Source organism: Sphingomonas pollutisoli (assembly GCF_029167165.1).
In the GTDB taxonomy this organism is placed as follows: Bacteria; Pseudomonadota; Alphaproteobacteria; order Sphingomonadales; family Sphingomonadaceae; genus Sphingomonas; species Sphingomonas pollutisoli.
This window is the reverse complement of record NZ_JARFNJ010000018.1, coordinates 18,357-44,527: the sequence shown is the minus strand read 5'-3', so window position 1 is coordinate 44,527 and position 26,171 is coordinate 18,357. Positions and strand designations below refer to the sequence as shown.

Below are 26,171 nucleotides of genomic sequence, written 5' to 3'. Positions count from 1 at the left end.
GGCAGGCCGGGTGCTCACTTGCCGAGGATTTCCTTTTCCTTTGCCGCCGCCGCCGCGTCGATATCGGCGATCGTCGCGTCGGTGAGCTTCTGCACCTCGGTTTCGTGGCGTTTGCGCTCGTCCTCGGAGATCAGGCCCTTCTTCTCATCGGCCTTGAGGCTGTCCATGCCATCACGGCGCACGTTGCGCGCGGCGATGCGCGCGCCTTCGGCATATTTTCCGGCGAGCTTGGCGAGCTCCTTGCGGCGCTCCTCGGTCAGATCCGGGATCGGCAGGCGCAAGGTCTGACCATCGACGATGGGGTTGAGGCCGAGCCCGGCCGAGCGGATCGCCTTGTCGGCCGGGCCGACGTTGCCCTTGTCCCAAACCTGAACCGAGATCATGCGCGGCTCGGGCACCGACACGGTTGCAATCGTGGTGAGCGGCATGTGCGACCCATATACCTCGACCGTGACCGGATCGAGCAACGAGGCCGAGGCGCGACCGGTGCGCAGGCCACCGAGGTCATGCTTCAGCGCTTCGACGCTGCCCGCCATGCGGCGTTCGAGATCGGCCTTGTCATAGGCGGCCATGCTTATTCTCCTTGAGCCTGAACGACCGTCGACACACCCTCGCCCCGCAGGACGGCGGCGAGATTGCCATGCTCGCGGATGTTGAATACGACGATCGGGATATTGTTGTCGCGGCAAAGCGCGATGGCGCTCGCGTCCATCACCTTGAGATCCTGCGCCAGAACCGTGCTGTAAGTCACCGTTTCATAACGCTTTGCTGTAGGCACCTTCTTCGGGTCGGCGTCATAGACGCCGTCAACCGACGTGCCCTTGAACAACGCGTCGCACTTCATTTCCGCAGCCCGCAGGGCGGCGCCGCTGTCGGTCGTGAAGAACGGGCTGCCGACACCTGCGGCGAAGATCACCACCCGGCCCTTTTCGAGATGCCGTTCGGCGCGCCGGCGGATGAAGGGCTCGCACACTGACTGCATCGGGATAGCCGACTGCACGCGGGTATCGACGCCGATCTGCTCGAGCGCATTCTGCACTGCAAGCGCGTTCATCACGGTCGCGAGCATGCCCATATAGTCGGCGGTCGCGCGCTCGATGCCTTTGGCGGCGGCGGACAATCCGCGGAAGATGTTGCCGCCGCCTACGACGACGCACAATTCATACCCGGCAGCGCGGGCATCGGCGATCTCGCCGGCAACGCGGGCGGTAACGGCGGGATCGATCGCCAGCCCTCCCTCGCCCATCAGGACTTCGCCCGACAATTTCAACAGGATGCGTTTGAACCTAGGATCGCTCACGGGATTCCATCATGCTGAGGGGCGGGTGCGCGCGGACCTTAGTCGCGGCCCTTCGCGATTGGAAGCGCGGAAACCACGCAGAACATATCGTCTTGTCGCGCAGACGATAAAAGCCACCCGCCGCCGATGATCGGCGGCGGGTGGCGTGGAGCGTTACGCCTTGGCGGGAACGCCCGAGGCGGCGGCGACTTCGGCCGCGAAGTCGCTGACTTCCTTCTCGATGCCTTCACCGAGCTGGAAGCGCACATAGTCCTTGAGCACGATTGCCGTGCCCGCCGCCTTGGCCGCGGCGGCGACGACGTCCTGGACCGGCGTCTTGCCGTCCATCACGAATGCCTGGGTAAGCAGGGCATTCTCGCGCAGGAACTTGTCGACCGGACCGCGGATGATCTTCTCGGCGACCTCGGGCGGCTTGCCGGCGATCTTGTCGGCATTCTTCTCCTTGGCGATCGCGGCTTCGCGCTCCACGATGGCGGGGTCGATCCCGTCGGCATTCAGCGCCAGCGGGAACGCGGCGGCGATGTGCATCGCGATCTGCTTGCCGAGCGGCTCGAGCACATCCGCGCCCGCTTGGCTCTCCAGCGCGACGAGCACCCCGATCTTGCCGAGGCCGGGCGCCTGTGCGTTGTGGATGTACGGCACGACCGCGCCGGCCGAGACTTCCAGCCGCTTGGCGCGACGGATCGCCTGGTTCTCGCCGATCGTGGCGATGTTGGTGACGAGCGTCTCCTCGACGGTCTTCTCGCCGAGCGAGGTCGCCTTGATCGTGTCGAGATCGTCGCCCATTTCGAGCGCGACTGACACGACATCGCGCACGAACGTCTGGAACTGGACGTTCTTGGCAACGAAATCGGTCTCCGAATTCACTTCGACCGCCGCGCCCTTGGTGCCGGCCACTTCCACGCCGACGAGACCTTCGGCCGCGGTGCGGCTCGACTTCTTGGCGGCAGCGGCGAGGCCCTTGGCGCGCAGCCAATCCATCGCGGCATCCAGATCGCCGGCGGCTTCGGTGAGCGCCTTCTTGCAATCCATCATGCCCGCGCCGCTCTTTTCGCGCAGGTCTTTCACCGCAGCGGCTGTGATATCGGCCATCTCGAATTCCTCTTGGCTTTTGCAGATATGGGAAAGGACGGGATAGGGCCGCGCCCTACCCCGTCCATATGTCAGTTCAACGACGCTCAGGCGTCGAGCTGGCGCTCGGACTCGGCAGCCATTTCGACTTCAGGCGCGACCGGCGGAACGTCGCCCGGCTCGGCGGCCGGCGTCTCGACAGTCAGCGCTTCCTCGACCGGCGGACGCTCCATCGCGCCGAAATCGACGCCGCGGCGCGCGACCTGCTCATGACCGCCACGGGTCGCGGCGATTGCGACCGCTTCGCAGTACAGGCGGATGGCGCGGCTCGCGTCGTCGTTCGCCGGCACCGGGAACGCGATACCGTCCGGCGAGACGTTTGAATCGAGGATCGCGACGACCGGGATGCCGAGCGTGTTGGCTTCCTTGATCGCCAGCTCTTCCTTGTTCGCGTCGATCACGAACATCACGTCGGGGATGCCGCCCATGTCACGGATGCCGCCGAGCGACAGTTCGAGCTTGTCCTTCTCGCGGGTGAGCTGGAGCACTTCCTTCTTGGTGAGGCCGTGCGTGTCGCCCGAAAGCTGCTCTTCGAGCGCCTTCATGCGCTTGATCGAGTTCGAGATCGTCTTCCAGTTGGTGAGCATGCCGCCCAACCAGCGATGGTTGACGAAGTGCTGGCCAGCGCGGCGCGCCGCGTCCGCCACCGGCTCCTGCGCCTGGCGCTTGGTGCCAACGAACAGCACCTTGCCGCCAGCGGCGGTCGATGCGCTGATGAATTCGAGCGCACGCGCGAGCAACGGCACGGTCTGCGAGAGATCGAGAATGTGGACGCCATTGCGGTCGCCGAAGATGTAGGGCTTCATCTTCGGGTTCCAGCGGTGGGTCTGGTGGCCGAAGTGCGCGCCCGTTTCGAGCAATTGCTGCATGGAGACGACAGGTGCCGCCATAAGATATTCCTTTCCGGTTGGGCCTCTGGGAAGCGAGTCATCCATGAGGGGAACCCTCCGGACACCGGTGTATGTGCTTCCCATGCGGTGTGAAGGCTGCTCCGTTAGCCGAGCTTTTCCGCAAAATCAAGCTTGACGATCGGTACAAACATGGAACATAACGCGCTCATCAGCGGTACGTGGAACATCGCCGGGGCCCGAAGCTTTTTGATCTTCGACTTCGCGCGTAAACAGGAAGTTGAGCAATGGTCGCAATTCTCGATTGCATGGTCTTCGCCGCGGCTTTCACGGCGGCCGTTTGGGTTTTCGCTTTCACCCTCGTACCAGCTTTGCCGCGTATCGCCGCGTTGCTGCGTGGCGAGGTCGAGATGGTCTCACCCGAGCTATTCGTCGTGGTCAGCGATCGTCGCCTGCGGGCGCGCGTGCAATCGGTACGGCAGATCCGGCCTGCGTCGTTTCGCGAAGCCGCTTGATGCGCCGATAGGCGGCGATGCTGAACGGCAGCGTCGCGAGATAGCACACGCACAAGGCTGACAGTGTGTGCCACGGCGCCGAGATCAGCGCGGCGCCAAGCAACACGACGACCGCGATCGCCTCGAAGCGGATGTGATCGCGAAGCTTGAGCGATCCCCAACTAAAGGTCGCGACACTCGACACCATCAGCGTCGCCATCAGCGCGACCCAGGGCAGTACTATCGCCGGCGAGCGGAACCAGGGTTCGCCGGTCCAGAACCAGAGGTACATCGGCAACATCGCCAGCGCGGCACCGGCTGGCGCGGGCGCGCCGGTGAGAAAGCCAGCCGACTTATGCGGTTGCTCTCTGAGGTCGATCGCGGCGTTGAAGCGCGCGAGGCGCAATGCGCAGAATACCGCGAACACCATCGCGCATAGCCAGCCGACGCGCGGCGCATCCTTGAGCGACCAGAGGTAGAGGATCACCGCTGGCGACACCCCGAAAGAAACCGCATCCGACAGCGAATCGAGTTCGGCGCCGAACCGGCTTTCGCCGCGCACCAACCGCGCGACCGTCCCGTCGAGCCCGTCGAGCACGCTCGCGATCATGATCATCGTCACGGCCGCTTCCCAGTCCGACGAGATCGCGTAGCGAATGCCTGTCAGCCCGAAGCACAGCGCCAGCGCGGTGACGGCGTTGGGCGCGACCGCCCGCAACGGCAGGCCGCGCCGCGTGCGGCGGAGTGGGCGCCGCATCCTAACGCAATGCCTTGGCGGTGTGAATCACTGCGAGATGCCGGTTGCGACAATGCCGCCAACCCGGCCGAGCACCGTCTCGCCCGCGATGCTGCGCTGGCCGAGCGCGACCTGACAGGCGCAATCGTCGGGCAGGTAGACATCGACGCGACTGCCGAAGCGGATCAGCCCGATCCGCTGCCCGCGTGCGACCATGTCCCCGGTTTTGACGAAGGGGACGATCCGCCGCGCGACCAGCCCCGCGATCTGGGTGAAGCCGATCCGGCGGCCGTCCCGATCCTCGACGACGATATGCTGGCGCTCGTTCTCCTCGCTCGCCTTGTCGAGATCGGCATTGAGGAATTTGCCCGAGATATAGACGACCTGGCGAATCGTCCCCGCGATCGGCGTACGATTGATATGGACGTCGAACACCGACATGAAGATCGAGACCCGCACCAGCGGCACGTCGCCAAGGCCACCCGGGCCGGCAATCTCGCGGGGCACGGGCACGCGCTCGATCATCGTGATGAGACCGTCGGCAGGCGCGATCACCAGCCCCTCGGCTTGCGGGGTCACACGGATCGGATCGCGGAAGAACAAGGCGACCCATGCGGTCACCGCGATCATCGGCCAGGTCAGGATCGGCACGAACAGCCACACCGCGAAGGTGAGCGCTGCGGCAATCAGCACATATTTGCGCCCCTCCGGGTGCATGTCGGCGAACCGCCATTTGACGGTAGAGGTGGCGATTTCGGGTTTTTCGAGCGAAGGCATGGCCGCAGACCTACGCCGCCGCGCCGGCCAACACAATCACCGCCGCGACCGTCGGCGGTGGTTGATCCCGCGCGGGCTTGCTCCTAGACGCATCGCCAAACTCCTCCTGCACAAGAGAGACAAAATGGCGAAGATCAAGGTGAAGACGCCCGTCGTGGAAATCGACGGCGACGAGATGACGCGGATTATCTGGCAGTGGATCCGCGAGCGGCTCATCCTCCCCTATCTCGACATCGATCTCGAATATTACGACCTCGGCGTACAGAAGCGCGACGAGACGAACGATCAGATCACGATCGATAGCGCCAAGGCGATCCAGAAATATGGTGTCGGCGTGAAGTGCGCGACGATCACCCCGGATGAAGCGCGCGTCGAGGAATTCGGCCTCAAGCAGATGTGGAAGTCGCCCAACGGCACGATCCGCAACATCCTCGGCGGCACGATCTTCCGCGAGCCGATCGTCATCTCCAACGTCCCGCGCCTGATCCCGGGCTGGACCAAACCGATCGTCGTCGGCCGCCACGCGTTCGGCGATCAGTATCGCGCGACCGATTTCCTCGTCCCCGGCCCCGGCAAGCTGCGCCTCGTGTTCGACGGTGCCGACGGCACCAAGATCGACCGCGAAGTGTTCGATTTCCCGTCGCCCGGCGTCGCGCTCGCGATGTACAACCTCGACGATTCGATCCGCGATTTCGCGCGCGCCTCAATGCACTACGGCCTCAACCTCAAGTGGCCGGTGTACCTGTCGACCAAGAACACCATCCTCAAGGCCTATGACGGCCGCTTCAAGGATCTGTTCGCCGAGGTGTATGAGACCGAGTTCAAGGACAAGTTCCAGGAAGCCGGCATCACCTATGAGCACCGCCTGATCGACGACATGGTCGCCTCGGCGCTCAAGTGGAGCGGCGAGTTCGTCTGGGCGTGCAAGAACTATGACGGCGACGTCCAGTCGGATCAGGTCGCCCAAGGCTTCGGCTCGCTCGGCTTGATGACCTCGGTGCTGCTGACGCCCGATGGCAAGACCGTCGAGGCCGAGGCGGCGCACGGCACCGTCACGCGCCACTTCCGCATGCACGAACAGGGCAAGGCGACCTCGACCAATCCGATCGCGTCGATCTTCGCCTGGACGCGCGGCCTGATCTACCGCGGCAAGTTCGACGGAACGCCGGAAGTCACCAAGTTCGCCGAGACGCTGGAGAAGGTCTGCATCGAGACCGTCGAGAGCGGCAAGATGACGAAGGATCTGGCGCTGCTGATCGGCCCGAACCAGGCCTGGATGACCACCGAGCAGTTCTTCGAGGCGGTCCGCGTCAACCTCGAAGCCAAGATGGGCGACATCCTCGCCGCCTGATGCCGTATGTGGCCGCTCGCCGTGGGCGAGCGGCCACCCCGTGCCGCCAGCCTTCTGACGATATTGTCATGGTGATCTCAGTCACCGGCTGACAAACCGGATCTACTCTGGCTAGATGCCGGTCATGGCATTGGCGCTCGATAATAACGGACTGAGCGACACGCTCGTCATCCTCGGGGCCGCCGGCCTCATCATCCCGACGTTCGCGCGGTTCCGGATCAGCCCGGTCATCGGCTTCATCCTGGTCGGCGTCTTGGTCGGCCCGGCGGGATTGGGCGCGTTGGTCGGCCAGTATCCGTGGCTCTATTACATCACGATCTCCGACGCGCATGCGATCGAGCCGTTCGCCGAGTTCGGCATCATCCTGCTGCTGTTCTCAATCGGCCTGGAGTTGTCGTTCAAGCGGCTTTGGGCGATGCGCGGGCAGGTGTTCGGTAACGGTGCCGCCGAATTGATCGGCTCGGGCGTCCTCATCGGCACCGCCTTGCATTTGTTGGGCCAGGATTGGCCCGGCGCGATGGGGCTCGGGTTCGCGCTCACCCTCTCCTCGACCGCGCTCGTCCTACCGATCGCGGGGACCGCGAGCGCGGTCGGCCGTTCGGCGTTCGCGATGCTGCTGTTCGAGGATCTGGCGCTCGTCCCGATCATCTTCGTGCTCGCGGCCTTCTCGCCCAACGCGGACGGTGGTGACTGGGCCTTCGTCGGCGTGCTGGCGCGCGGGCTGATGACGGTGGCGATCATGTTCGTTGGCGGCCGGTTGATCCTGCCGCGGCTGTTCGCGCAGGCGGCGCGCACCAAGAGCCCCGAACTGTTCCTCGCCGCGTCGCTGCTGGTCGTGATCGTGGCGAGCCTCGCCACCGCGGCGGCCGGTCTCTCGCCGATCGTCGGTGCGCTGCTCGCCGGGTTGCTGATCGCCGAGACCGATTATCACAGCGAAGTCGAAGTGATGACCGCGCCCTTCAAGGGGCTCGCGCTCGGCGTGTTCCTGCTTACCGTCGGCATGAGCCTCAACCTGCGGCAGATCGCGGACAATTGGGCGGCCTTGCTGCTCGGCATCCTCGGCGTCATCCTCGTCAAGACCGTGGTGACGTTCGCGCTGCTCAAGCTCGGCGGGGTGAAATCCGGCATTGCCGCCGAAACCGGTGTGCTGATGTCGAGCCCGTCGGAGACGACGTTGATCGTACTCGGCACGGCCGCGCAGGCGGCCCTGATCGCACCGTCCACCGCCGCCTATTGGCAGACGGTGACGGCGATCGGCCTCACGATCACCCCGTTGCTCGCCTGGGCCGGCCGGCGCGTGGCGGCCCGGATCGAGCGCCGCAGCGGTGGCGGCGATGCACCCGAATTGATGATCCCGCGCGAAGGGCCGGGCACGGTCATCATCGGGTTCGGCCGGGTCGGGCGGATGGTGGCCGACATGCTCGCGACCCACAACCAGCCCTACGTCGCGGTCGAGGCCGATATCGACACGGTCACGGCCGCGCGGCGCGATGGCTATCCGCTCATCTTCGGCGACGTGTCGCGCCCCGAACTGGTCGATCGGCTCAACCTCGGCCGCGCGAAGGCGCTGATCCTGACGATGGACGACCCGGTGCTGACGGTGCAGATGACCCGTCGCGTGCGCGGTTGGGTGCCCGATCTGACCATCATCGCGCGCGCGCGCGACATCGGCCACGCCGCCGAATTGTACCGTGCGGGCGTGACCGATGCCGTACCGGAAACGCTGGAAAGTTCGCTGCAACTCTCGGAAGCCGTGCTGACCGACCTGGGGGTGGCGGTCGGTCCGGTGATCGCCTCGATCCACGAGAAGCGCGACGAATTGCGTCAGGGGATCAAGGAAGCGGCCAATCTCGACCGCGCGCCGAGACTGAGGCGCGTGCGCATGGGCGAAGGCTGACCCCTGCCCCTTGCGCGTCAGCCGATCCGCATCGACACTTCGACATCGTCGGCGAAAGGTACCGATAGGTAGCCGCGACCAGCGTCTCGCACCCGCGTGAGATATTCCGGGCACATATCGGCATTGTCGGCGATCAGCAGCGCACCCGGACGCAGGCGGCTTTCAAGCAGATCGAGGATATCGCCGTACAGCGCCTTTGCGCCGTCGAGCAGCACGAGATCGATCGTCTCCGGCAAGTCATGCGCGAGCGTGTGGAGCGCGTCGCCGGCGCGCAGATCGATCAGATCGAGGACGCCGCCCGCACCGAGGTTCTCGGTCGCGCGCGCGATCTTGGCGGGTTCGAACTCGGTGGTGATGAGCCGGCCTCCCCCATTGTCGCGCAGCGCCGCCGCAAGATGGAGCGTCGAGATGCCGAACGAGGTACCGAACTCGACGATGGCTTTGGCGCCGAGCGCACGCGCGAGCATGTAGAGCAGCCTGCCCGTCTCGGGCGACACCGCGAGCGGCGAGTCCTTCATGCGGCTGTACAATTCGAGATAATCGGCTTTGCTGCGAAGCATTGCGCCGCGTTCGGCCACGGACAGATTGGCAAGCGCCGGCGGCAACATGCCCTCGCTGCGCTCGGCACTGGCGAACAGCGAGGCGAGCAGGGGCGCGACGGGCGCCTTGGTCAATGTGGTCATCGAAGTCTCCGGGAGGATCGCCCGCGATCTTGCGGGCCGCCGAGAAATACGAGTAATTCGTCGCATTCTCTATTCGCATCCCGGAGGGCGCGTTGGCCGAGCACGAGAAGCCGAGGATTTCCGTGAGAAAAGCGCCGCGCCAGGCGCGGTCGGCGCAGTTGGTGGCGACCATTCTCGAAGCCGCCGCTCGCGTTCTGGCGGAGGATGGCGCGCACCGCTTCACCACCGCCCGAGTCGCCGAGCGCGCGGGGGTCAGCATCGGCTCGCTCTATCAATATTTCCCCAACAAGGCGGCGATCCTGTTCCGATTGCAGAGCGACGAATGGGTCGAGACCAGCGCGATGATGCTGGGCATCCTCGAAGATCGCGCGGTTCCGCCACACGACCGCCTGCGGCGGCTCGTCCATGCCTTCGTGCGATCCGAGTGCGAGGAGGCCGAGATGCGGATCGCGTTGGACGATGCCGCACCCTATTACCGCGAGGCGCCCGAGGCGGCCGTACCGAGGGTCCGTGGCCACGCGGTGATGCGTGCGTTCATGGCCGAGGCGCTGCCTGGCTGCGACGAGCAGCGGCGCGAGATCGCGGGCAATCTGGTGATGATGACGCTTTCCGATGTCGGCAAGCGCCTGTCCGAAGATGCGACGCTGGCCGATCAGATCGAAACCTATTCGAACGCCGTGGCCGACATGTTCGAGACCTATCTGGAGCGGCTTAACCGAAGCGGCTAATGCCTATTTGCGCCCGAACAGCTTCTCGATGTCGCCGTGGGCGAGCTTTATCCAGGTCGGGCGTCCGTGGTTGCACTGGCCCGAGTGCGGCGTCACCTCCATCTCGCGGAGCAACGCATTCATTTCGGCGACCGATAACGTCCGGCCGGCCCGTACCGAGCCGTGGCACGCCATCGTCGCGGCGACGTGATCGAGCCGTTCCTTGAGCGAGAGCGCCTCATCGAACGCGGCAAGCTCATCGGCGATATCGGTGACGAGGCCGACGACATCACCCTGACCGAGCAAGGCCGGCACGCCGCGCACCAGCATGGCGCGCGGGCCGAACCGATCGAGATCGAGCCCGAATTCAGCCAGTTCGGCGGCGCGCGCCTCGAGCCGGTCGCAGGCCGGTTCATCGAGTTCGACCACCTCCGCCAGCAGCAGCGCTTGCGATGCGACACCGCCGCCGGACATCGCCTTGCGCATCCGCTCCAGCACCAGCCGCTCATGCGCGGCATGCTGATCGACCAGCACGAGCCCGTCCTCGGCTTCGGCGACGATATAGGTCCGCGCGACTTGCCCGCGCGCGACGCCCAAGGGATAGCGCTCGGTCTCCGGCGGGGGCTGGTAGGCGGGTTCGGCGCGCGCCTGCGGCGGCGGTGCGGCGAAGGTCGGGCGGCGATCGAATACGGCATGATGTACAACGGATGGCGTGTCGTACCGGCCGGCATCGACGTTTCCGGTCGGTTGCGGAGAAAAGGCCTGCGGCGACGAGTCCCATAAATGAGGAGAAGCGGAAGCCTGCGCGGTCGGCTCGGATTTCCACAATTCCAGCGCCGCGGCATCGGGGCGTTGCACGCTGCGGTGGCCGGCCTCGTCCAGCGCGCGACGCAAGCCGCTGACGATCAGCCCGCGAACCAGCGCCGGGTCGCGAAAGCGTACCTCCGTCTTAGCGGGGTGGACGTTCACATCGACGAGATCGCCCGGCACCTGGAGGAACAGCGCCACCACCGCATGGCGGTCGCGCGCGAGCAGTTCGGCATAGGCACCGCGCACCGCGCCGGTCAGGAGCCGGTCCTTCACCGGGCGCCCGTTGACGAACAGATATTGATGATCGGCGATGCCACGGTTGAAGGTCGGCAGCCCGGCGATGCCGCCGAGCGCCACCCCCTCGCGCTCCAGATCGACGCCGATGCCGTTCTCGATCAGCCCGCGATCGGTCAGCGCCGCGACCCGGTCGGGCAAGGTCTCGCCGGCGGCGACCGTCAGCACACGGCGGCCGTCATGTTCGAGGCTGAAAGCGATGTCGGGCCGAGCCATCGCAAGGCGTTTCACCACGTCGAGGCTGGCGGCATATTCGGATCGGGCCGATCGCAGGAACTTGCGCCGCGCCGGCACCCGCTCGAACAGCGCCTCGACGCGGACACGCGTGCCGGGGGGAATCGCCGCCGGCCCCTCACCCGTCACGATCCCGTTATCGACGATTCGCGACCAGCCTTCCGCGCCGCGCATCCGGCTTTCGAGCGAAAGCCGCGCGACGCTCGCGATCGAGGGCAACGCCTCGCCGCGAAAACCCAACGTCGCAACCGCTTCGATCGCCTCGTCCGGCAGCTTGGAGGTCGCGTGTCGCTCCAGCGCGAGCGCCATGTCGGCGGGCGTCATACCGCAACCGTCGTCGGTAACTTCGATGAGGTCGGTCCCGCCTGCGGCGAGCCGAATGGAAATCCGCGACGCATCGGCGTCTATCGCGTTTTCAACCAGTTCCTTGAGGGCGCTGGCGGGGCGTTCGACGACCTCCCCGGCAGCGATTCGATTGACCAGATGTTCGGGCAGGCGCCGTATTGACATGAGTCATGCTCTAGCCCAAGCGCAGCCATCCCGCGACCCGCATTCATCTCACGCGATCAGGGCGATTGCTCTGGCGTACCGGCCATGAAGACGACGCGGGGGAGTGCGAATTGCCGCGACCTTCCCCGAGGGGCGGCCCAGGACGGAACGATCAATGGCCTTCTTATCGCGTTTCTTCAAATTCATGTCGCATGACATGGCGATCGATCTCGGGACCGCGAACACCGTCGTCTATCTGCGCGGGCGCGGGATCGTGCTCAACGAACCATCGGTGGTCGCCGTCGAAACGCTCAACGGCGTCAAACGCGTGAAGGCGGTCGGCGACGACGCCAAACTGATGATGGGCAAGACGCCCGACAGCATCCAGGCGATTCGTCCGCTCCGCGATGGCGTGATCGCCGACATCGATGTCGCCGAGCAGATGATCAAGCATTTCATCCACAAGGTTCATGGCGGGCAGCGGCGCTTCATGCGCTGGCCGCAGATCGTGATCTGCGTACCGTCGGGTTCGACCTCGGTCGAGCGCCGCGCGATCCGCGACGCGGCATCGAACGCGGGCGCATCGCAGGTGTGGCTGATCGAAGAGCCGATGGCCGCCGCGATCGGCGCCGACATGCCGGTGACCGAACCGATCGGCTCGATGGTCGTCGATATCGGCGGCGGCACCACCGAAGTCGCGGTGCTCTCGCTGCGCGGCCTCGCCTACACGACGTCGGTGCGGGTCGGCGGCGACAAGATGGATGAGGCGATCGTCTCCTACGTCCGCCGCAACCACAATCTGCTGATCGGCGACGCCACCGCCGAGCGGATCAAACAGGAAGTCGGCGTCGCCAAGCCGCCGGCGGACGGCATCGGCCTGACCATCCACATCAAGGGCCGCGATCTGGTCAACGGCGTGCCCAAGGAAATCCAGATCAACCAGGGCCAGATCGCCGAGGCGCTGAGCGAACCGGTCGGCACCATCGTCGAGGGCGTCCGTATCGCGCTCGAAAACACCGCGCCCGAACTGGCGGCGGACATCGTCGATCAGGGTATCGTCCTCACCGGCGGCGGCGCGCTGCTCAAGGGCATCGACGAGGTGCTGCGCGACGAGACCGGGCTGCCCGTCACGGTCGCCGACGATCCGCTGATCTGCGTCGCGCTCGGCACCGGCCGCGCGCTTGAAGATCCGGTCTTCCGCGGGGTGTTGCACAGCGCATGATGATGTGCGGGTAGCGGTGTCGCGGCACGCGATATCGCTACCCAACATCATCGGCCAAGTGTACGGGGCGTCGAGCTTCCAATTGCCCGGGGCGGGCTTCGAACGAGGGATTGATGGCGCCGTCGAATAACCGGCGTCCGGGGTTTTCGCGCCGGGCGCAATATGGCGTTTTCGCGACCTATGTGTTCGCCGTGGCGGGTGCGCTGGTCGGCGCGATCCTGCTCGCTTTGTCCTATTTCGATCCCAACACGTTCGGCGCGGCGCGCACCGCGATCGCCGAAGTGAGCGCGCCGGTGTCTTCGGCGCTGGCGTTCGTCGGGCGCTCGGTTGGGTCGGTGCCGGCGGGGCTCGGCAGCTATGTCGCGGTCCACGATCAGAATGCCGCCCTGCGCAAGCAGATCGCCGATGAGCGCGCGATCACGATGCGCGCGCGGGCGATCAACTATGAAAATCGCCGTTTGAAGGCGCTGCTCGCGCTGCGCGAGCGGGTCGGCGTACCGGTCACGACCGCGCGGCTGGTGAGTTCGTCGGCGGCGAGCACGCGGCGCTTCGCCACGCTCAACGCGGGCGCGTGGCAGGGCGTCGAGCATGGTCAGCCCGTGCTCGGCCCGGAGGGACTGATCGGCCAGGTGCTCGAATCCGGCCCGAACACCGCGCGCGTGCTGTTGCTCACCGATCCCGAAAGTTCCGTGCCGGTCCGGCGCACCCGCGACGGCCTGCCCGCGCTGGCGCAGGGGCGCGGCGACGGGCTGGTCGACATCCGCTCGGTCAGCAACGCGGCGGCCACCTTCTCGCCGGGCGAGGTGTTCGTCACCTCGGGCGCCGGCGGTGTCTACCCGCCCAATATCCCAGTGGCCCGCGTGCTGCGCCACGGCCGTGACATCGTGCTCGCGGAGACGGCGGTACGGCCGAGCACGCTCGATTTCGCGCTGGTCCAGCGTGCCTATCTGCCGCCGCCAGCGCCCGCGCCGACTGCGACGCCGACGCCTGCCGCGAAGGCGAAGAAGCCGTGAGAAAGCCGCGCCGCCGTGGCCCTTTCGACGAGGCCCCGGACTCCCGCGTCGGCCGGCTGCTGCCCGCGCTGTCCGTGATGCTGGGATCTTGCGTCACGCTCTGGCCGACGATCGCGTCCTTTCCGTTTCTGCCTCCAGTCGGGCTGCTGATGCTGCTCGCGTGGCGACTGATCCGGCGTGATGCCATCCCCGTCTGGGCGCCGCTCGCGCTCGGTCTGTTCGATGATCTGCTGAGCGGCCAGCCGTTCGGGCTCGGCATCACCACCTGGGCGCTATGCTTCTTCATGATCGACCTGATCGACGAGCGCCTCGTTTTCCGGGATTTCTGGCAGAACTGGCTGATCGCGGCGGGCGGCACCGCCTTTTACCTGATCTGTGGCCGCCTGGTCGCGGTCCCCTTCGGCACCCATGTCGATACCGTACTGTTGCTTCAGGTGCTTACCTCCGTGCTGTTGTTCCCCGTCATTTCGCTGCTTTGCGCCTGGCTCGATCGGGATTACGAACCGGCATGAGCCGTCCCCCGCGTATCGTCACCGAAGCTACGCAAACCTACAGCTTTTCGCGCCGCGCGCTGATGCTGGGCGCGGCGCAGGGTGGCGTCGCGCTGCTGCTGGCCGGTCGCATGACCTGGCTGGCGATCGCTGAAAACGCGCATTACAGTCTGCTGTCCGAAAGCAACCGGGTGAACATGACCCTGGTGCCGCCGCGCCGGGGCTGGATCGTCGATCGCCACGGCGCACCCATCGCCAACAATCGCACCGATTTCCGCGTCGATTTGATCCCCGATCTGCTCGAGGACAAGGAAAAGATCCTTGGCGAGTTGCAGCGCCTCCTGAGCCTTCCTCCCGAGGAGATGGCGCGTATCGCCGCCGATCTGAAGCACGCCGCCGGCTTCCAGCCGGTCCAGGTGGCGGACAATCTCGATTGGGATCGGTTCGCCGCGGTCAGCGTCCATCTGCCCGAACTGCCGGGCGTCGCGCCAACCCGGGGGTTCGCGCGCAGCTACCCCGCCGGGGCGGCGGTAGCACACCTTACCGGCTATGTCGGGGCGGCCTCGGCCGAGCAATATCTCAAGACCAAAGACCCGTTGCTGCTCGTACCCGGTTTCAAGCTCGGCAAGGATGGCCTTGAAAAGATGCTGGAAAGCCAGTTGCGCGGTCGCCCGGGCGCCAAGCGTGTCGAAGTCACCGCGCGCGGCAAGCTCGTGCGCGAGCTCGCGACCCGCCCCGACACGCCCGGCCAGACGACGCGATTGACGATCGACGCGGGATTACAGGAATATACCGCGCGGCGGTTGGGCACCAACTCTGGCTCCGCCGTGGTGATCGACTGCCTCACCGGCGAGATGCTCGCGATGGTGTCGATGCCCGCCTATGATCCGAACAGCTTCTCCGACGGGATCAGCCATCTCGAATGGAAGATGCTGTCGGACAATGACCATGTTCCGTTGATGAACAAGGTCTTGCAGGGGCTTTATCCGCCCGGCTCGACGGTCAAGCCGATGAACGGCCTTGCGCTGCTTGCCGCCGGCGTCGATCCGGGGATGCGGGTCAATTGCTCGGGCGCGCTGCGCGTCGGCAACGGCGTGTTCCACTGCCACAAGAAGCGCGGTCACGGGCCACTCGATCTCAAAAACGCGATCATGCAGAGTTGCGACATCTATTTCTACGAGATGGCGCGGCGTGTCGGCTATGACGCGATCGCCCCGGTCGCCCGCGCGATGGGGCTGGGCCAGAAGTTCGACCTGCCCTTCGCCAGTCAGCGTTATGGCACGGTACCAGATCCGGCGTGGAAGCTACGCAAATACAAGGAACAATGGACCGTCGCCGATTCGCTGAACGCGTCGATCGGCCAGGGCTATGTGCTCGCCAACCCGCTCCAGCTCGCGGTGATGGCGTCGCGCCTCGCGTCCGGCAAGAACCTTCACCCCAGCATCCTCGCTGGACACGCCCCGGCTCCTAACGACCTGCCGATCTCGGCCGAGCATTTCGCGGTCGTGCGTGACGCGATGTTCGGCGTGGTCAATGGCGGGGGTACCGGCGGGGCGGCGCGCATGCAGATTCCCGGTGTGGCGCTCGCGGGCAAGACCGGCACCGCGCAGGTCCGCCGCATCTCGATGGCGGAGCGGAGCTCGGGCGTGCTCAAGAACGCCTCGCTGCCGTTCAAGCTACGCGACCATGCGTTGTTCATCGGCTTCGCGCCTGCGGATAAACCGCGTTACGCCACCGCCATCGTGCTGGAACATGGCGGACATACCGTGCGCAACCTCGATACCCCCGGCATCGGCCGCGATATCATGACCTATCTGTTCGACCGCGACAAAGCGATGGCGACGCTCGCCGAACTCGAACCGACCTGGGGCGGAGACATCCAGACGCGCATGGCCGCCGAGGCGACCGCGTATCGTGCCGCCGCCAACGCGCCGCCCCCCGCGGTCGCGGTCCAGACCGAACTCAACGCGACGGCACCCACCGAAGCGCCCGCGGTCAACGCGGCGACCGCCGCCGACGTCTCGACCGCCGAATCGGTCGCGCACACCAATGCCGCGGGCAACAGCATCGCCGCCGACGGCACGACGGAGCGCGATCAATGAGCGCACGGGACTATATCCCCAAGCCGATCTCGCAATTGCCCTGGCTCATCATCCTGCTGACGCTCGCGATTGGCTGTTTCGATCTGCTCGTGCTCTATTCGGCGGCCGGCGGCAGCGTGTCTCCCTGGGCGAAATCGCAGGGCATCCGCTTCTTCGTGTTCCTGCTCGGCGCGATCGGACTTTCGCGCGTACCCGCGTCCGCCTTCGGCAAGGCCGCCCTGCCCGCTTATGGCGTGCTGGTCGTGCTTCTGGTGCTCGTCGAGCTGATCGGCGCGGTGCGCGGCGGCGGCCAGCGCTGGCTCGACCTGGGTATCATCCGCTTGCAGCCTTCGGAATTGATGAAGCTGGCGATCGTACTCGCGGTCGCCAAATTCTACGACGGATTGCCAGCGAGCGAGACGCGTCGGTTCAGCGCGATCTGGCCCGCCGCAGCGCTGATCCTGCTCCCGGCCGCGCTCGTGATGAAGCAGCCCGATCTCGGCACGGCGCTGATGATCATGGCGAGCGGCATCACGGTGATGTTCCTCGCCGGCGTGCCGCTGAGGCTGTTCATCGGCGGCGCGCTGGCGGTGGGCGTCGCCGTACCGTTCGCCGTCAATTTCGTGTTGCATGGGTATCAGCGCAACCGCATCCTCGTGTTCCTTGATCCCGAAAGCGATCCGCTCGGCATCGGGTATCACATCAGCCAGTCGAAGATCGCGATCGGATCGGGCGGCATCTTCGGCAAGGGTTTCCTCAACGGTACGCAGAGCCATCTGGATTATCTGCCCGAAGGCCATACCGATTTCGCGCTCGCGACGATGATGGAGGAATGGGGGCTGGTCGGCGGCGTGTTGCTGATCCTCGCGTTCTTCGCGATCATCTATTGGGGCATGAACGTCGCCCAGCACGCCGAAAGCCGCTTCGCCCGGCTGACCGCAGCGGGGCTGGCGACGACCTTGTTCTTCTATGTGTCGATCAACATGGCGATGGTGATGGGTCTCGCGCCCGTCGTCGGCGTGCCGCTGCCGCTGATCAGCTTCGGCGGCTCCGCGCAGATGACGGTGATGCTGTGTCTCGGCGTGTTGATGTCGATCGACCGACAAAATCGAAAAACCGTTCGATGGTAGCGAAAAAGGGGTTGCATCCCGCCGCGCGGATGGTAACAGCGCACCTCCCGACGCGGTGGCGCTGCCAAGCACCTCTCGCTACAGGAATGGACGCATAGCTCAGTTGGTAGAGCAGCTGACTCTTAATCAGCGGGTCCTTGGTTCGAGCCCAAGTGCGTCCACCATTTTCCGAATCATTGGATTCCAAGAGGTTAGAGTGATTCGCTGAGAGCGATTCGGAACCGAATCCCTCCCGATTTCGCCCCGATTCGGGGTCCAAAATCGCCGGTTTGCAGTTTTGGTTTGCAATTTGGGGTTCTCGGCACCGCGCATTCAGGCGGGTTCCTTCGTCTCGAGAAGCGCGATCGCGGAGTTCGCCATCGCCCCGTCGCGTAGCAGATAATGCGCATCGAGGATCGCCTCGACGTCCCTCAGGCTATGCCCCGTGATCGTCGCGATCTGCGGCACGGACGCCCCCGCAATAGCGAGACGGGTCACCACCGTGCCTCGCAAATCATGGAACGTCAGACCTGCGACGCCCGCCTTGGCGCACCCCTTCCGCCAGGAAGTCCGGAAGCCATCGCTCGTCCAAGCCGTGCCCCGCATTGTCACCAGGATGGTTTCGGGGAGCGGCTTGCCCTCGGCCTCGTATTTGCCCTTCAGGGCGTCCAGGGAGGCCTTCAGAGGCGCTCCGACCGGTATCAGCACCCGTTTCAGCGTGCGCTTCCCGGACTTACTCTTGGTCTTGTTCTGGGCGACCCGAATGTGGGTCCCGGTATAGGCGCTCCATAGCAATTCAATGAGATCGCCCTGGCGCTGACCCGTCCAGATAGCGAGCTTGAGCGCGAGGTGTAGATGCTCGGGCGCCTTGGCATAGAAGCTCGCCTCTTCGGCCTCTCGCCAGATGAACTCCGCGCGGCTGCCCCGGTAGAGGCGGCCCGGCCGCTTGCAGGGATTCGCGGTCACAAGTCCGCGGTCGAGCGCCCAAGCTATGATTCTCGCGAGGATGGAGAAGCGATAATCAGCCGTCCGCTGAGATGCTTGGCCGACGCGATCGCGCCAGGCGAGAAACTCCCCCCGCGTCCGACGATCCTCAAGAGCAGCGACAGGAAGGTCGCCGAACTCCGCGCGGATATGGACGAGGTGCTTCTTATAATCCTTCTGCGTCCGGTCGGCGAGTTGGGTATAGTCGGATGAGATAAGAAACGCGTCAAAGATGGAATTTAGCACCTCGACGGCAGGCTTCACGATCGGCTTTTCATGGGCAGCGAAATAGGACTTGTGGAACTCACGTGAGCCCGGGCTTCCTTCTAGGCGCGGGCCGCCGCGCCAAGCATAGTAATACGTAGTCGTCCTGCCGCTTGCGAGCTTCTTTCGAACTTTTAGGACACCATTGAGTTTAACGCGCATCGCGTTTCGCTTTCCAATTATCGAACGAGTTGCTGGTCGGAGAGCTGCCTTGCTGCTCCGTGTGGAAGAGCACGATCCTTCCGTCCGGGAAGATCTCAGTCCGGACGACGGAAAGGCCGCTTTCGGTCGCCATTCGAACCAGTTCTTGCAGGTTCGGGCGCCGAGGGGCTCGGGATGGTCCACTAGCCATGGCGATGCTCCCCGAGGGAACCGCCGGCCGTACGCCACGCTCTCCAACCCCCTCTCCCCTCCTCCCAAACTAGGAAGAGAAACTGCGCGATCGTCGAACGCAGCGTGGCCCCGCGCGAGAGCCATTCGCGCGAGGTCAGATGAAAACGGGTTCTCTCGGTCGAGAGGACATTGCTGTGGAGAAAAGCTTGCACGTACGACATCCCACACGCCTTTCGGCGACTCGGATGTGGACCATGAAGCGAGTTGACCTTAGCCCAAGTGGCGATGCTGGGGAAGTGCCTCCGCATGGGATGCGATCGGTGCCGGCGATCTCTTGTTGGATCAGCGGCCGTGTGCGTCACTCGCTCGCGGGGACGATCGCGTGGGAGATGGCCTCGACGCCACGACGGAGGTGATCGCGGACGCGCCGTCGCGAAATTCTCATACGCGTCCCAATCGCCTCGACGCTCAAGCCGTGTCTCGCGCTCAGGATAAGCACTTCCCTGGTTTGCCGGTCCAGCCGGGCAAACGCCACTTCGATTGAAGGATCGGTCGTGTGCAGAAGCGCGATCACCTCGTGGGGCACCAGGATCCAGGCCTTGACCTGAATACCTCCGGGATGAGGACGGACCTCGTCTTCGCAAGGATCCACGGACACGCCACGGATCGTGTTGGCGTTCGCGCGGGCATGCGCGATCACCGAGCCGCCGAACTTGAGCGTTGCTCGTTCCGCGGCGAGATAGGAGCTGATGCGCTGGACCGTCGCGCGATTTTGCATGAACCGGAGTCCGGGGCCGCGAAGTAGTCGGCGGCAGTCGCGCAACAATTGGAGTATGGGCTGGTCAATCATGGGAGCCTCGCTGAATGGCTTGGCCGTCGATGCGATCGGGCTCCTCCCGATCACCTCAGGCCGCCATCCCCCACCCCCCTCCTTCTCCCAATTGGTTCGGATTCTGGCCCCAGTCTTCGCGGGAAGATGATGTGGATTTTCGCGATCTTGGTTGCAGCGAAGAAAAATCTTAGATCCGATAATCGAGTGAAACCCCTGATCATTCCTTACTATAAATGTTCAGGACGAGGCGTGCCGAGACGCGCCAACCGGCGCCCGCCGCGCCGGCAATCCTCACCAGAATTTGCACCATAATCTGGTGTCAAATTATCTCGCTACGAGCTCGATCCGGACCCAATTTTTCTCGACAAATCTAGGTGTTTAGGAAAGGATATGAGCATTCCAAAATTGAGAAGATCGCGCCGGTATCGGGTGCGGCGCGGAGAGGATGATGATCTATGGATCGCGTCAAGGATTTCGATAAGTTTATCGATAGGATGAGGGATGCACGCGACATCAGCGTGCTTGACGACGTGATGGACGAAATCACCCGCGTGCTGGGTTTCGACCAGTTCGCGCTTGGGCACCACGTCGATCTCGTTCGGCCGCCGAGCAATGCCATTCGCCTGACCAATTACGATCCAAGTTGGATCAATGAATCATTGGAACAGCGATTCTTTGCGGACGATCCGGTCCACGCGGTGAGCGCTCGCCTCATGCGCCCATTCCGGTGGGACGAACTTTCCGACCACATCAAGATGACGGAACATCACCACCGGATTCTCGACCGTGCTCGCACTTTCGGTCTCATTGGCGGTCTCACGGTGCCGGTCCGGCTGACCGGTGAGTTCGAGGGCAGTTGCTCTTTTGCGACAAGCGACTTGTCGAGGGTGCATTCGTTGGCGTTGGCGCTTAGCCACACCGCGGCAACATTCGCGTTTGAGGGTGCTCGTCGACTGATGCGCCAGATGGACGGAAAAGGAGCGGAACCCGTGCCCGATTTCACGACCAAGCAACGAGAGATGCTCATCCTCGTCGGGCGAGGCAAGACAGACGGCGAGATCGCCGATCTCATGGGCGTCTCGCGACGAATGGCCCATGAACATGTCGAATCCGGCCGTAGAGCCTATGGCAATGCTCAACGCACGTTGATGGTGATTCGTGCGGTTTTCGATGGAGTCGTCACCTTCGCAGACATCTTGCGCCGATAAGTCAAGTGTCGAGCTAGCCAATGGGTGCGTGCGTGGTTCACGCATGATGTTGCTTCCCGTCACCACGGGAGGCGAATCCAATGATCCGAATCTTCGAAGGCGCCGAGAGACCCGGCGCAAATCCCCTCTTCGACGCGATGTACCGGGACCGCAAACGGGTCTTTGTCGACCTTAGGAAGTGGGACGTCCCCGTCATCGATGGAGAATTTGAGGTCGACCAGTTCGACGGACTGCGCACCGTCTATTGCATCGCGAGGGACGAACGCGGCCTGCACCACGGATCGATCCGGCTGCTGCCGAGCAGGGGCCCGCATATTCTGGGCGACCTTTTCCCGGATCTCTGCAGCAACGGCGTCCCGATCGGACCGGATATCTGGGAACTCACTCGGGCCTGCCTCTCACCGGAGCTCGCCCGTGGTGAGCGGGAGCACATCAGAAATGCGCTGACCACCGCTGTCGTGGAGTATGCGCTGTTTCGCGGGATAAAAGCCTATACCTGCATCGCCGACGGGCACTGGATGAGCCAGGTGTTGGCGCTAGGCTGGAACTGTCGTCCGCTCGGTCTCCCGCAGCTCATCGGACGCTCGATGACCGGAGCGCTGGAAATCGAGATCACGCCGGCAACGCCGACCCTTCTCGAGCAGGCGGGCACCTTTGTGCGCTGCAAGCTCGTCTCGCTCGACGACACAGTCGTCGCGCACGCGTGAGGAGGCGGAAATGCTCGTGACCCTCGAACGCAACGCGGCGCACTGGACGGCCGAGCTGGTCGACCAAGGCTATTGCATCATCCGCGGCGCCGTCGCGAAATCGCTTGTGACTGAGACGAGCCGGGATCTCGCGGAGAGCTTCGCTCGGACAGCGCTATCGGTCGGCCCCTTCTATGGGAGCAATACCAGACGATTCCACGGTCTGCTGGCGCGGTCGCCACGCATCGCAGATTTCGTGGCGCACGATCTGGTACTGACGATCGTCAACGACGTGTTGGGTCCGAATTGCGACCATATCCAGCTCAATCTCACCCAGGCGATCGAGATCGTCCAAGGGGGCGAGGCGCAGCCTCCGCATCGGGACCAGGACATGTGGCCGCTTCGGCATTCTGGCGTCGAGTATCTGGTCAACGTCATGTGGCCGTTCAGCTCCTACACCGAGGCCAACGGCGCGACCCTGATATGGCCCGACAGCCATCGTCGTCAGGACGAGATGCTTCTGCCGCCCGAGGAAGCGGTTGCGGCCGAGATGGAGCCGGGCGACGTGCTCCTCTTTCTGGGCTCCACCCTGCACGCCGGCGGAGCAAACCTTACAGTCGATCCGCGTAGGGGAATGATCATCAGCTATAGCCTTGGCTGGCTGAAACCCTATGAGCTGTCATGGCTCGCCTACCCGCCCGATATTGCCCGGGGCTTCTCTCCTGAGGTGGCCGCGCTCGCTGGCTACCGGGCTCATCGTTCCAATCTCGGCACGCACGAAGGCCGATGCCCTTCCTTCCTGCTTGAGCGGGAAAGGGAGTTCGAGATCGGCGCGATCGATGCCCTTCTCCCTGCCCAGGAAGAGCTTATCGCCGCTTATCGCCGGGGCGATATCGGCCCTGGCTTCGTCCCCGAAACAGCCGTGGTTCACGAGGCGGGGCCTTCGGGAGTGCCCACGTGATGTACGACGGGAAAATGTCCCGGCGGGTCGAGATGGCCCGCCTGCTGGTATCACAGCGGACGATTGTCGGCGATGTGCTGGACGTATCGGTCTGTCCCAATCCCATTCTCGATATGCTTCTGGATCTCTATCTCGCGCGCCATGAGCATCGCGAGGTCTATCTCTGGCCGCTCTGCATCGCGGCACATTGCCCGCTATCGACGGGACATCGGAAAGTCCGATTCATGGAGAAGCGTGGTTTCGTGATCCGGGGAAATCCGGGGCGGGATCGGCGTCGCGCCAATGTTCTCATGACCGACCAGGGCGCGGAACTCATGGATACGATTCTCGATCGGATGACAACGCGCGTGTTCGATACCTGCGCGGCGCAACAAATCTAACCTCCACCTCCGGGGCCTTCGCCGATCGGCCGCACCTGCATGAAATATGCAAGCCGCTCCAATTTCAGCCTTGCCTCTTTGCGTAGAACGCGCAACCTACCCCCGCTTCCGGAACAAGAACGGAAGTGGGGCGTGGAAACCCCTTTCCTCATGGGCTCGGTCACAGCTTCTGCGGCCGGGTGGCATGCGCGTATGTCCAGCCGGCAACGGTAAAGGCGCATGCGCCTGATCCGTGAGGCAGGTTTCCAACATCCGGCTCAGGCCGTCGCTCCGAGGGGACATAGGTGCGACGAATGAGGCGACACAATATTGAGGGAGAGCCCGGACGAACGGGACCGAGAGATGGTGATTGGCGCGCGGCCGGCGCGCCGATGGCTCGACGCGAATTGCCTCTCCGATGAGTATCAGACCGGCATGGGCCGCGAGGCGGGAACTCGAAGAACCGAGTGAAGAGGAGCACGGCGGGCATCCCGATTTCGCCGACTTTTATCGTAGCGAGATTCCCCGACTTCGAAGATTCTTCCGGAGGAAGATCCGAAACCCCGAAGATGCCTTCGACATGGCGCATGAAGCGCTCACTCGTTTCCTTGCCGTAGCCAGACCGGCGAAGATTACCTCTCCGGGCGGCTACCTCACGCGCATTGCCAGCAACCTGGTCCTCGATCGCGCGAAACGCGGTTCGACCAAACTGGCCGACATCTCCCTACCGCTAGACGAAGCGCTCGATGCAGCGTCCGATATGGACCTGCATCGCCAGACCGAACTTCGGCACGAAGCCGAGCGCTGGCGGGCAATATTGTCTCTCCTCCCGCCGCTCTCGCTTGACGTCTTTCTCCTCAACCGTATCGAGGGGCACACCTACGCCGAAGTGGCGGCTCGCTTGGACATCTCGGTCTGGCGGGTCCAAAAGCAGATGCAGAAAGCGCTGCGCCACATCGAAGCTCACGCGGATCGCGACGATGTCTGATCTATCAGCCAAGGACCAGCGGGACGCCCGCAAATGGCTGATCAAGATGATGGATCGCCCGGACCTGCATGAAGAGGGGCTTCACGCCTGGCTCGAAGGCAGACCCGACCGGCGAGACTTCTATCTTTCGCTTCACGGCAAAATGAGCCGCGCGACGGCCGGCGCGGAACTGAGCGGCATGCAGCCGGGACAGCAGACTGTCCGCACCGCCCCTCAAACGCCGTCGCGCCGGTACGTCTGGGGTCCCGTAGCGGCGACAGGATTGGCCTTTGCCATCTTGCTCGTCGCCGGTCTCCATGGCCTCGCAGGCTATCGCAACGACATTCCTGACGGCAAACTCCGGACCGTTCTACTTTCGACGCGCGTGGGAGAAGTTCGTCCCGAGCGCCTGGACGATGGGACGGTGGTCACGCTCGACACCGGAACGGCGATTGATGTGAAGATCGCGCAGGGAGTCCGTACCGTCGTCCTTCGGCGCGGCCGTGCGCGGTTTGTTGTGACGCCAACGACCATGGACAGGCCGCTTACCGTCCTGAACGGCGAGAATAGCGTCGTAGCGAGCGCAGGCACCTTCGATGTCAGCGACCGCGGCAATCTCAGCGCGCTCGTCGTTGAAGGCTCCGCGGAGGTTCGTCTCCGGCCAGCGGTCTTCATCGCAGGCGCAAACCGATCGATCAATCTGGGCGCCGGACAGAAACTGGTCTTTACCAGTGGACAACAAGCCGCTCCGGCGGCCATCGCTGCGCGGCCCTCCGACGCGCAATGGATTGGTGGCGTGAAATCGTTCAGTGAAGTCTCTATCGGCGAGGTGCTTGCCGAGGCGAATACCTACAGCGAGACGAAGATCGTGCTCGCGGATCCCTCACTGGGTGCGAAGCTCATCACGGCGGAGCTTCATATCCGCGATGTGGAGGCGGTTGCGAAGGCTGTCGCCGGCTTCTTGAGACTGGACATCGATCGCACTCGGCCGGGAAAGCTAATTCTGACCGCGGTGAATTAGTTCGCCGGGACCGGCCTGAAATTCTGCGTCTGTCGTCTTTCCAGATAGGGCCTCGGTTGTTTCGGGAGGCCGCTATGGTGCGAGAGGCACAGCGGAATGAGAGCCAACAGCTTCGGGATTTTCTTCGCCCCGGCCGTAATCGTTTCGAGTTGGACGCCGGGCGCGGTTGCCCAGGAACCAAGCCGTCTTCATTATGAAATGCCGGCGATGGATCTCAGTGTTGCATTACGGGCGATAGCGCGCAGGACCGATCATCAGCTGATCGCCGACAGCGCTTCGATCAGAGGAAAGCGGTCGAATCCGATCAGTGGCGATTTCACGGTGGATCAGGCGATCGAGATCGTCATCGAAGGGTTGCACCTCGACTTCGAGATCAAGGACCGGACGATCTTCGTTCGGCCTGCAATGCGACGGTCGATGACCGTGTAGGAAATTTCGTTCGCTCAGCGCGGCGAGCCGGTCTGCTCGTTCGGTTCCATCGTTTCGACGAAGTGGACGCGCTGGATCGGATGATGGTGCGCCAAGGGGATCATGTCGATCGCGGCGAGGATCTTGTAGGCATGGATCTCTGCTTCATCCATGTCCTCGCCAAGAAACTGCCGAGGCAGGTTCAACCGGTGCTCGAGAAGGAGCATGGGTATCATCAGGAATGCCGAGGAGAGTCCGAGCACATGCGCGCACCGGATATGCTCGTCGATCCGCGATTTGGGGCTCCCCGATTCGATCTCGCGGAGCCACCGCACGCCAATACCCACCTCTGCAGCGAGGCGCCGTTGGGATTTACGCTGAGAACGGCGACGAACCTCGATTCGGCGGCCGGAAATCCGCTTCACCTCGGCTAAAACAGACGCACGTTCTTCTTCGTGAGCGATGCTCTGATGCGACATCA

The 26,171-nt window shown here is 64.2% G+C and carries 26 protein-coding genes and 1 tRNA gene; 16 read left to right on the top strand and 11 right to left on the bottom strand.

The genetic code is table 11. The features are described 5' to 3' along the window. Positions 1-14: 14 nt before the first annotated feature. The 6 genes from frr to PX554_RS23970 form a co-directional block, all read right to left on the bottom strand. On the bottom strand, positions 15-572 hold the full coding sequence (gene frr / locus PX554_RS23995; RefSeq protein ID WP_093225940.1) for a ribosome recycling factor: 558 nt from the start codon (positions 570-572) through the stop codon (positions 15-17). 2 nt (positions 573-574) lie between these two features. Continuing rightward, entirely contained in the window at positions 575-1,246 is a 672-nt protein-coding gene (gene pyrH / locus PX554_RS23990) for a UMP kinase (protein WP_275504744.1), read from the bottom strand. A gap of 207 nt (positions 1,247-1,453) precedes the next feature. Then, positions 1,454-2,392: a translation elongation factor Ts gene (gene tsf, locus PX554_RS23985; RefSeq protein WP_093225937.1), complete on the bottom strand. Its 939-nt coding sequence runs from the start codon at positions 2,390-2,392 to the stop codon at positions 1,454-1,456. Positions 2,393-2,478: 86 nt separating this feature from the next. Continuing rightward, a complete protein-coding gene (rpsB, locus tag PX554_RS23980; RefSeq protein ID WP_093225936.1) occupies positions 2,479-3,321 on the bottom strand; it encodes a 30S ribosomal protein S2 in 843 nt (280 codons plus the stop codon). 396 nt (positions 3,322-3,717) lie between these two features. Next, positions 3,718-4,530, bottom strand: coding sequence for a CDP-alcohol phosphatidyltransferase family protein (locus PX554_RS23975; RefSeq protein ID WP_093225934.1), 813 nt, complete (start codon positions 4,528-4,530; stop codon positions 3,718-3,720). Between the two features lie 27 nt (positions 4,531-4,557). Then, the gene (locus PX554_RS23970) at positions 4,558-5,286 is read right to left on the bottom strand and encodes a phosphatidylserine decarboxylase (protein ID WP_275504743.1); all 729 of its coding nucleotides are present in this window, start codon (positions 5,284-5,286) and stop codon (positions 4,558-4,560) included. A 124-nt stretch (positions 5,287-5,410) separates the two neighbouring features. On the opposite strand from PX554_RS23970, the gene PX554_RS23965 reads away from it, so the two are divergent. Beyond that, the gene (locus PX554_RS23965) at positions 5,411-6,637 is read left to right on the top strand and encodes an NADP-dependent isocitrate dehydrogenase (protein ID WP_093225931.1); all 1,227 of its coding nucleotides are present in this window, start codon (positions 5,411-5,413) and stop codon (positions 6,635-6,637) included. 124 nt (positions 6,638-6,761) lie between these two features. After that, on the top strand, positions 6,762-8,534 hold the full coding sequence (locus PX554_RS23960; protein ID WP_275504742.1) for a cation:proton antiporter domain-containing protein: 1,773 nt from the start codon (positions 6,762-6,764) through the stop codon (positions 8,532-8,534). Between the two features lie 17 nt (positions 8,535-8,551). On the opposite strand, the gene PX554_RS23955 is transcribed toward PX554_RS23960, so the two are convergent. Next, positions 8,552-9,217: an O-methyltransferase gene (locus PX554_RS23955; RefSeq protein ID WP_275504741.1), complete on the bottom strand. Its 666-nt coding sequence runs from the start codon at positions 9,215-9,217 to the stop codon at positions 8,552-8,554. 122 nt (positions 9,218-9,339) lie between these two features. Between PX554_RS23955 and PX554_RS23950 the strand changes: the two genes are divergently transcribed. After that, positions 9,340-9,945, top strand: a complete 606-nt coding sequence (locus PX554_RS23950) for a TetR/AcrR family transcriptional regulator (protein WP_256326322.1) — start codon at positions 9,340-9,342, stop codon at positions 9,943-9,945. 3 nt (positions 9,946-9,948) lie between these two features. On the opposite strand, the gene mutL is transcribed toward PX554_RS23950, so the two are convergent. Next, positions 9,949-11,772 (bottom strand): DNA mismatch repair endonuclease MutL, encoded by a 1,824-nt coding sequence (gene mutL / locus PX554_RS23945; protein WP_275504739.1) that lies wholly within the window; start codon positions 11,770-11,772, stop codon positions 9,949-9,951. Positions 11,773-11,926: 154 nt separating this feature from the next. Here mutL and PX554_RS23940 point away from each other — a divergent pair, with 154 nt between their 5' ends. The 6 genes from PX554_RS23940 to PX554_RS23915 all read left to right on the top strand — a co-directional run bounded on the left by PX554_RS23940 (position 11,927) and on the right by PX554_RS23915 (position 17,852). Continuing rightward, positions 11,927-12,973, top strand: coding sequence for a rod shape-determining protein (locus tag PX554_RS23940; RefSeq protein ID WP_093225928.1), 1,047 nt, complete (start codon positions 11,927-11,929; stop codon positions 12,971-12,973). A gap of 113 nt (positions 12,974-13,086) precedes the next feature. Beyond that, the gene (locus PX554_RS23935; RefSeq protein ID WP_275504738.1) at positions 13,087-13,986 is read left to right on the top strand and encodes a rod shape-determining protein MreC; all 900 of its coding nucleotides are present in this window, start codon (positions 13,087-13,089) and stop codon (positions 13,984-13,986) included. Then, the gene (locus PX554_RS23930) at positions 13,983-14,498 is read left to right on the top strand and encodes a rod shape-determining protein MreD (protein WP_275504737.1); all 516 of its coding nucleotides are present in this window, start codon (positions 13,983-13,985) and stop codon (positions 14,496-14,498) included. The genes PX554_RS23935 and PX554_RS23930 overlap by 4 nt, the downstream gene beginning before the upstream one ends. Further along, entirely contained in the window at positions 14,495-16,579 is a 2,085-nt protein-coding gene (gene mrdA, locus PX554_RS23925; protein WP_275504736.1) for a penicillin-binding protein 2, read from the top strand. The genes PX554_RS23930 and mrdA overlap by 4 nt, the downstream gene beginning before the upstream one ends. Continuing rightward, entirely contained in the window at positions 16,576-17,688 is a 1,113-nt protein-coding gene (gene rodA / locus PX554_RS23920; RefSeq protein WP_093225921.1) for a rod shape-determining protein RodA, read from the top strand. The genes mrdA and rodA overlap by 4 nt, the downstream gene beginning before the upstream one ends. Before the next feature lie 88 nt (positions 17,689-17,776). Then, positions 17,777-17,852, top strand: a tRNA-Lys gene (locus PX554_RS23915). A 148-nt stretch (positions 17,853-18,000) separates the two neighbouring features. Here the strand turns inward: PX554_RS23915 and PX554_RS23910 are convergent. Together PX554_RS23910 and PX554_RS23905 are read right to left on the bottom strand one after the other, a co-directional pair. Then, positions 18,001-19,077, bottom strand: coding sequence for a tyrosine-type recombinase/integrase (locus PX554_RS23910; RefSeq protein ID WP_275504735.1), 1,077 nt, complete (start codon positions 19,075-19,077; stop codon positions 18,001-18,003). 529 nt (positions 19,078-19,606) lie between these two features. Next, positions 19,607-20,098, bottom strand: coding sequence for a sigma factor-like helix-turn-helix DNA-binding protein (locus PX554_RS23905; RefSeq protein ID WP_275504734.1), 492 nt, complete (start codon positions 20,096-20,098; stop codon positions 19,607-19,609). A 437-nt stretch (positions 20,099-20,535) separates the two neighbouring features. Here PX554_RS23905 and PX554_RS23900 point away from each other — a divergent pair, with 437 nt between their 5' ends. From PX554_RS23900 to PX554_RS23870, 7 genes are all read left to right on the top strand, one after another. Then, complete coding sequence (locus tag PX554_RS23900) at positions 20,536-21,288, top strand: helix-turn-helix transcriptional regulator (protein ID WP_275504733.1); 753 nt, start codon at positions 20,536-20,538, stop codon at positions 21,286-21,288. Between the two features lie 80 nt (positions 21,289-21,368). Continuing rightward, positions 21,369-21,995: an acyl-homoserine-lactone synthase gene (locus PX554_RS23895; protein ID WP_275504732.1), complete on the top strand. Its 627-nt coding sequence runs from the start codon at positions 21,369-21,371 to the stop codon at positions 21,993-21,995. Between the two features lie 10 nt (positions 21,996-22,005). Next, the gene (locus PX554_RS23890) at positions 22,006-22,935 is read left to right on the top strand and encodes a phytanoyl-CoA dioxygenase family protein (RefSeq protein ID WP_275504731.1); all 930 of its coding nucleotides are present in this window, start codon (positions 22,006-22,008) and stop codon (positions 22,933-22,935) included. Then, complete coding sequence (locus tag PX554_RS23885; protein WP_275504730.1) at positions 22,932-23,315, top strand: helix-turn-helix domain-containing protein; 384 nt, start codon at positions 22,932-22,934, stop codon at positions 23,313-23,315. Before PX554_RS23890 ends, PX554_RS23885 begins: the two co-directional genes overlap by 4 nt. Before the next feature lie 397 nt (positions 23,316-23,712). After that, complete coding sequence (locus PX554_RS23880; RefSeq protein WP_275504729.1) at positions 23,713-24,282, top strand: RNA polymerase sigma factor; 570 nt, start codon at positions 23,713-23,715, stop codon at positions 24,280-24,282. Next, positions 24,275-25,282 carry a FecR family protein gene (locus tag PX554_RS23875; protein WP_275504728.1) on the top strand — a complete coding sequence of 336 codons (1,008 nt, stop codon included), beginning with the start codon at positions 24,275-24,277 and terminating at the stop codon, positions 25,280-25,282. Before PX554_RS23880 ends, PX554_RS23875 begins: the two co-directional genes overlap by 8 nt. A 96-nt stretch (positions 25,283-25,378) precedes the next feature. After that, positions 25,379-25,711, top strand: coding sequence for an STN domain-containing protein (locus tag PX554_RS23870; protein ID WP_275504727.1), 333 nt, complete (start codon positions 25,379-25,381; stop codon positions 25,709-25,711). Positions 25,712-25,725: 14 nt separating this feature from the next. Here PX554_RS23870 and PX554_RS23865 read toward each other — a convergent pair whose 3' ends face one another. Further along, positions 25,726-26,169 (bottom strand): helix-turn-helix domain-containing protein, encoded by a 444-nt coding sequence (locus PX554_RS23865; protein WP_275504726.1) that lies wholly within the window; start codon positions 26,167-26,169, stop codon positions 25,726-25,728. Between the last annotated feature and the right edge of the window lie 2 nt (positions 26,170-26,171).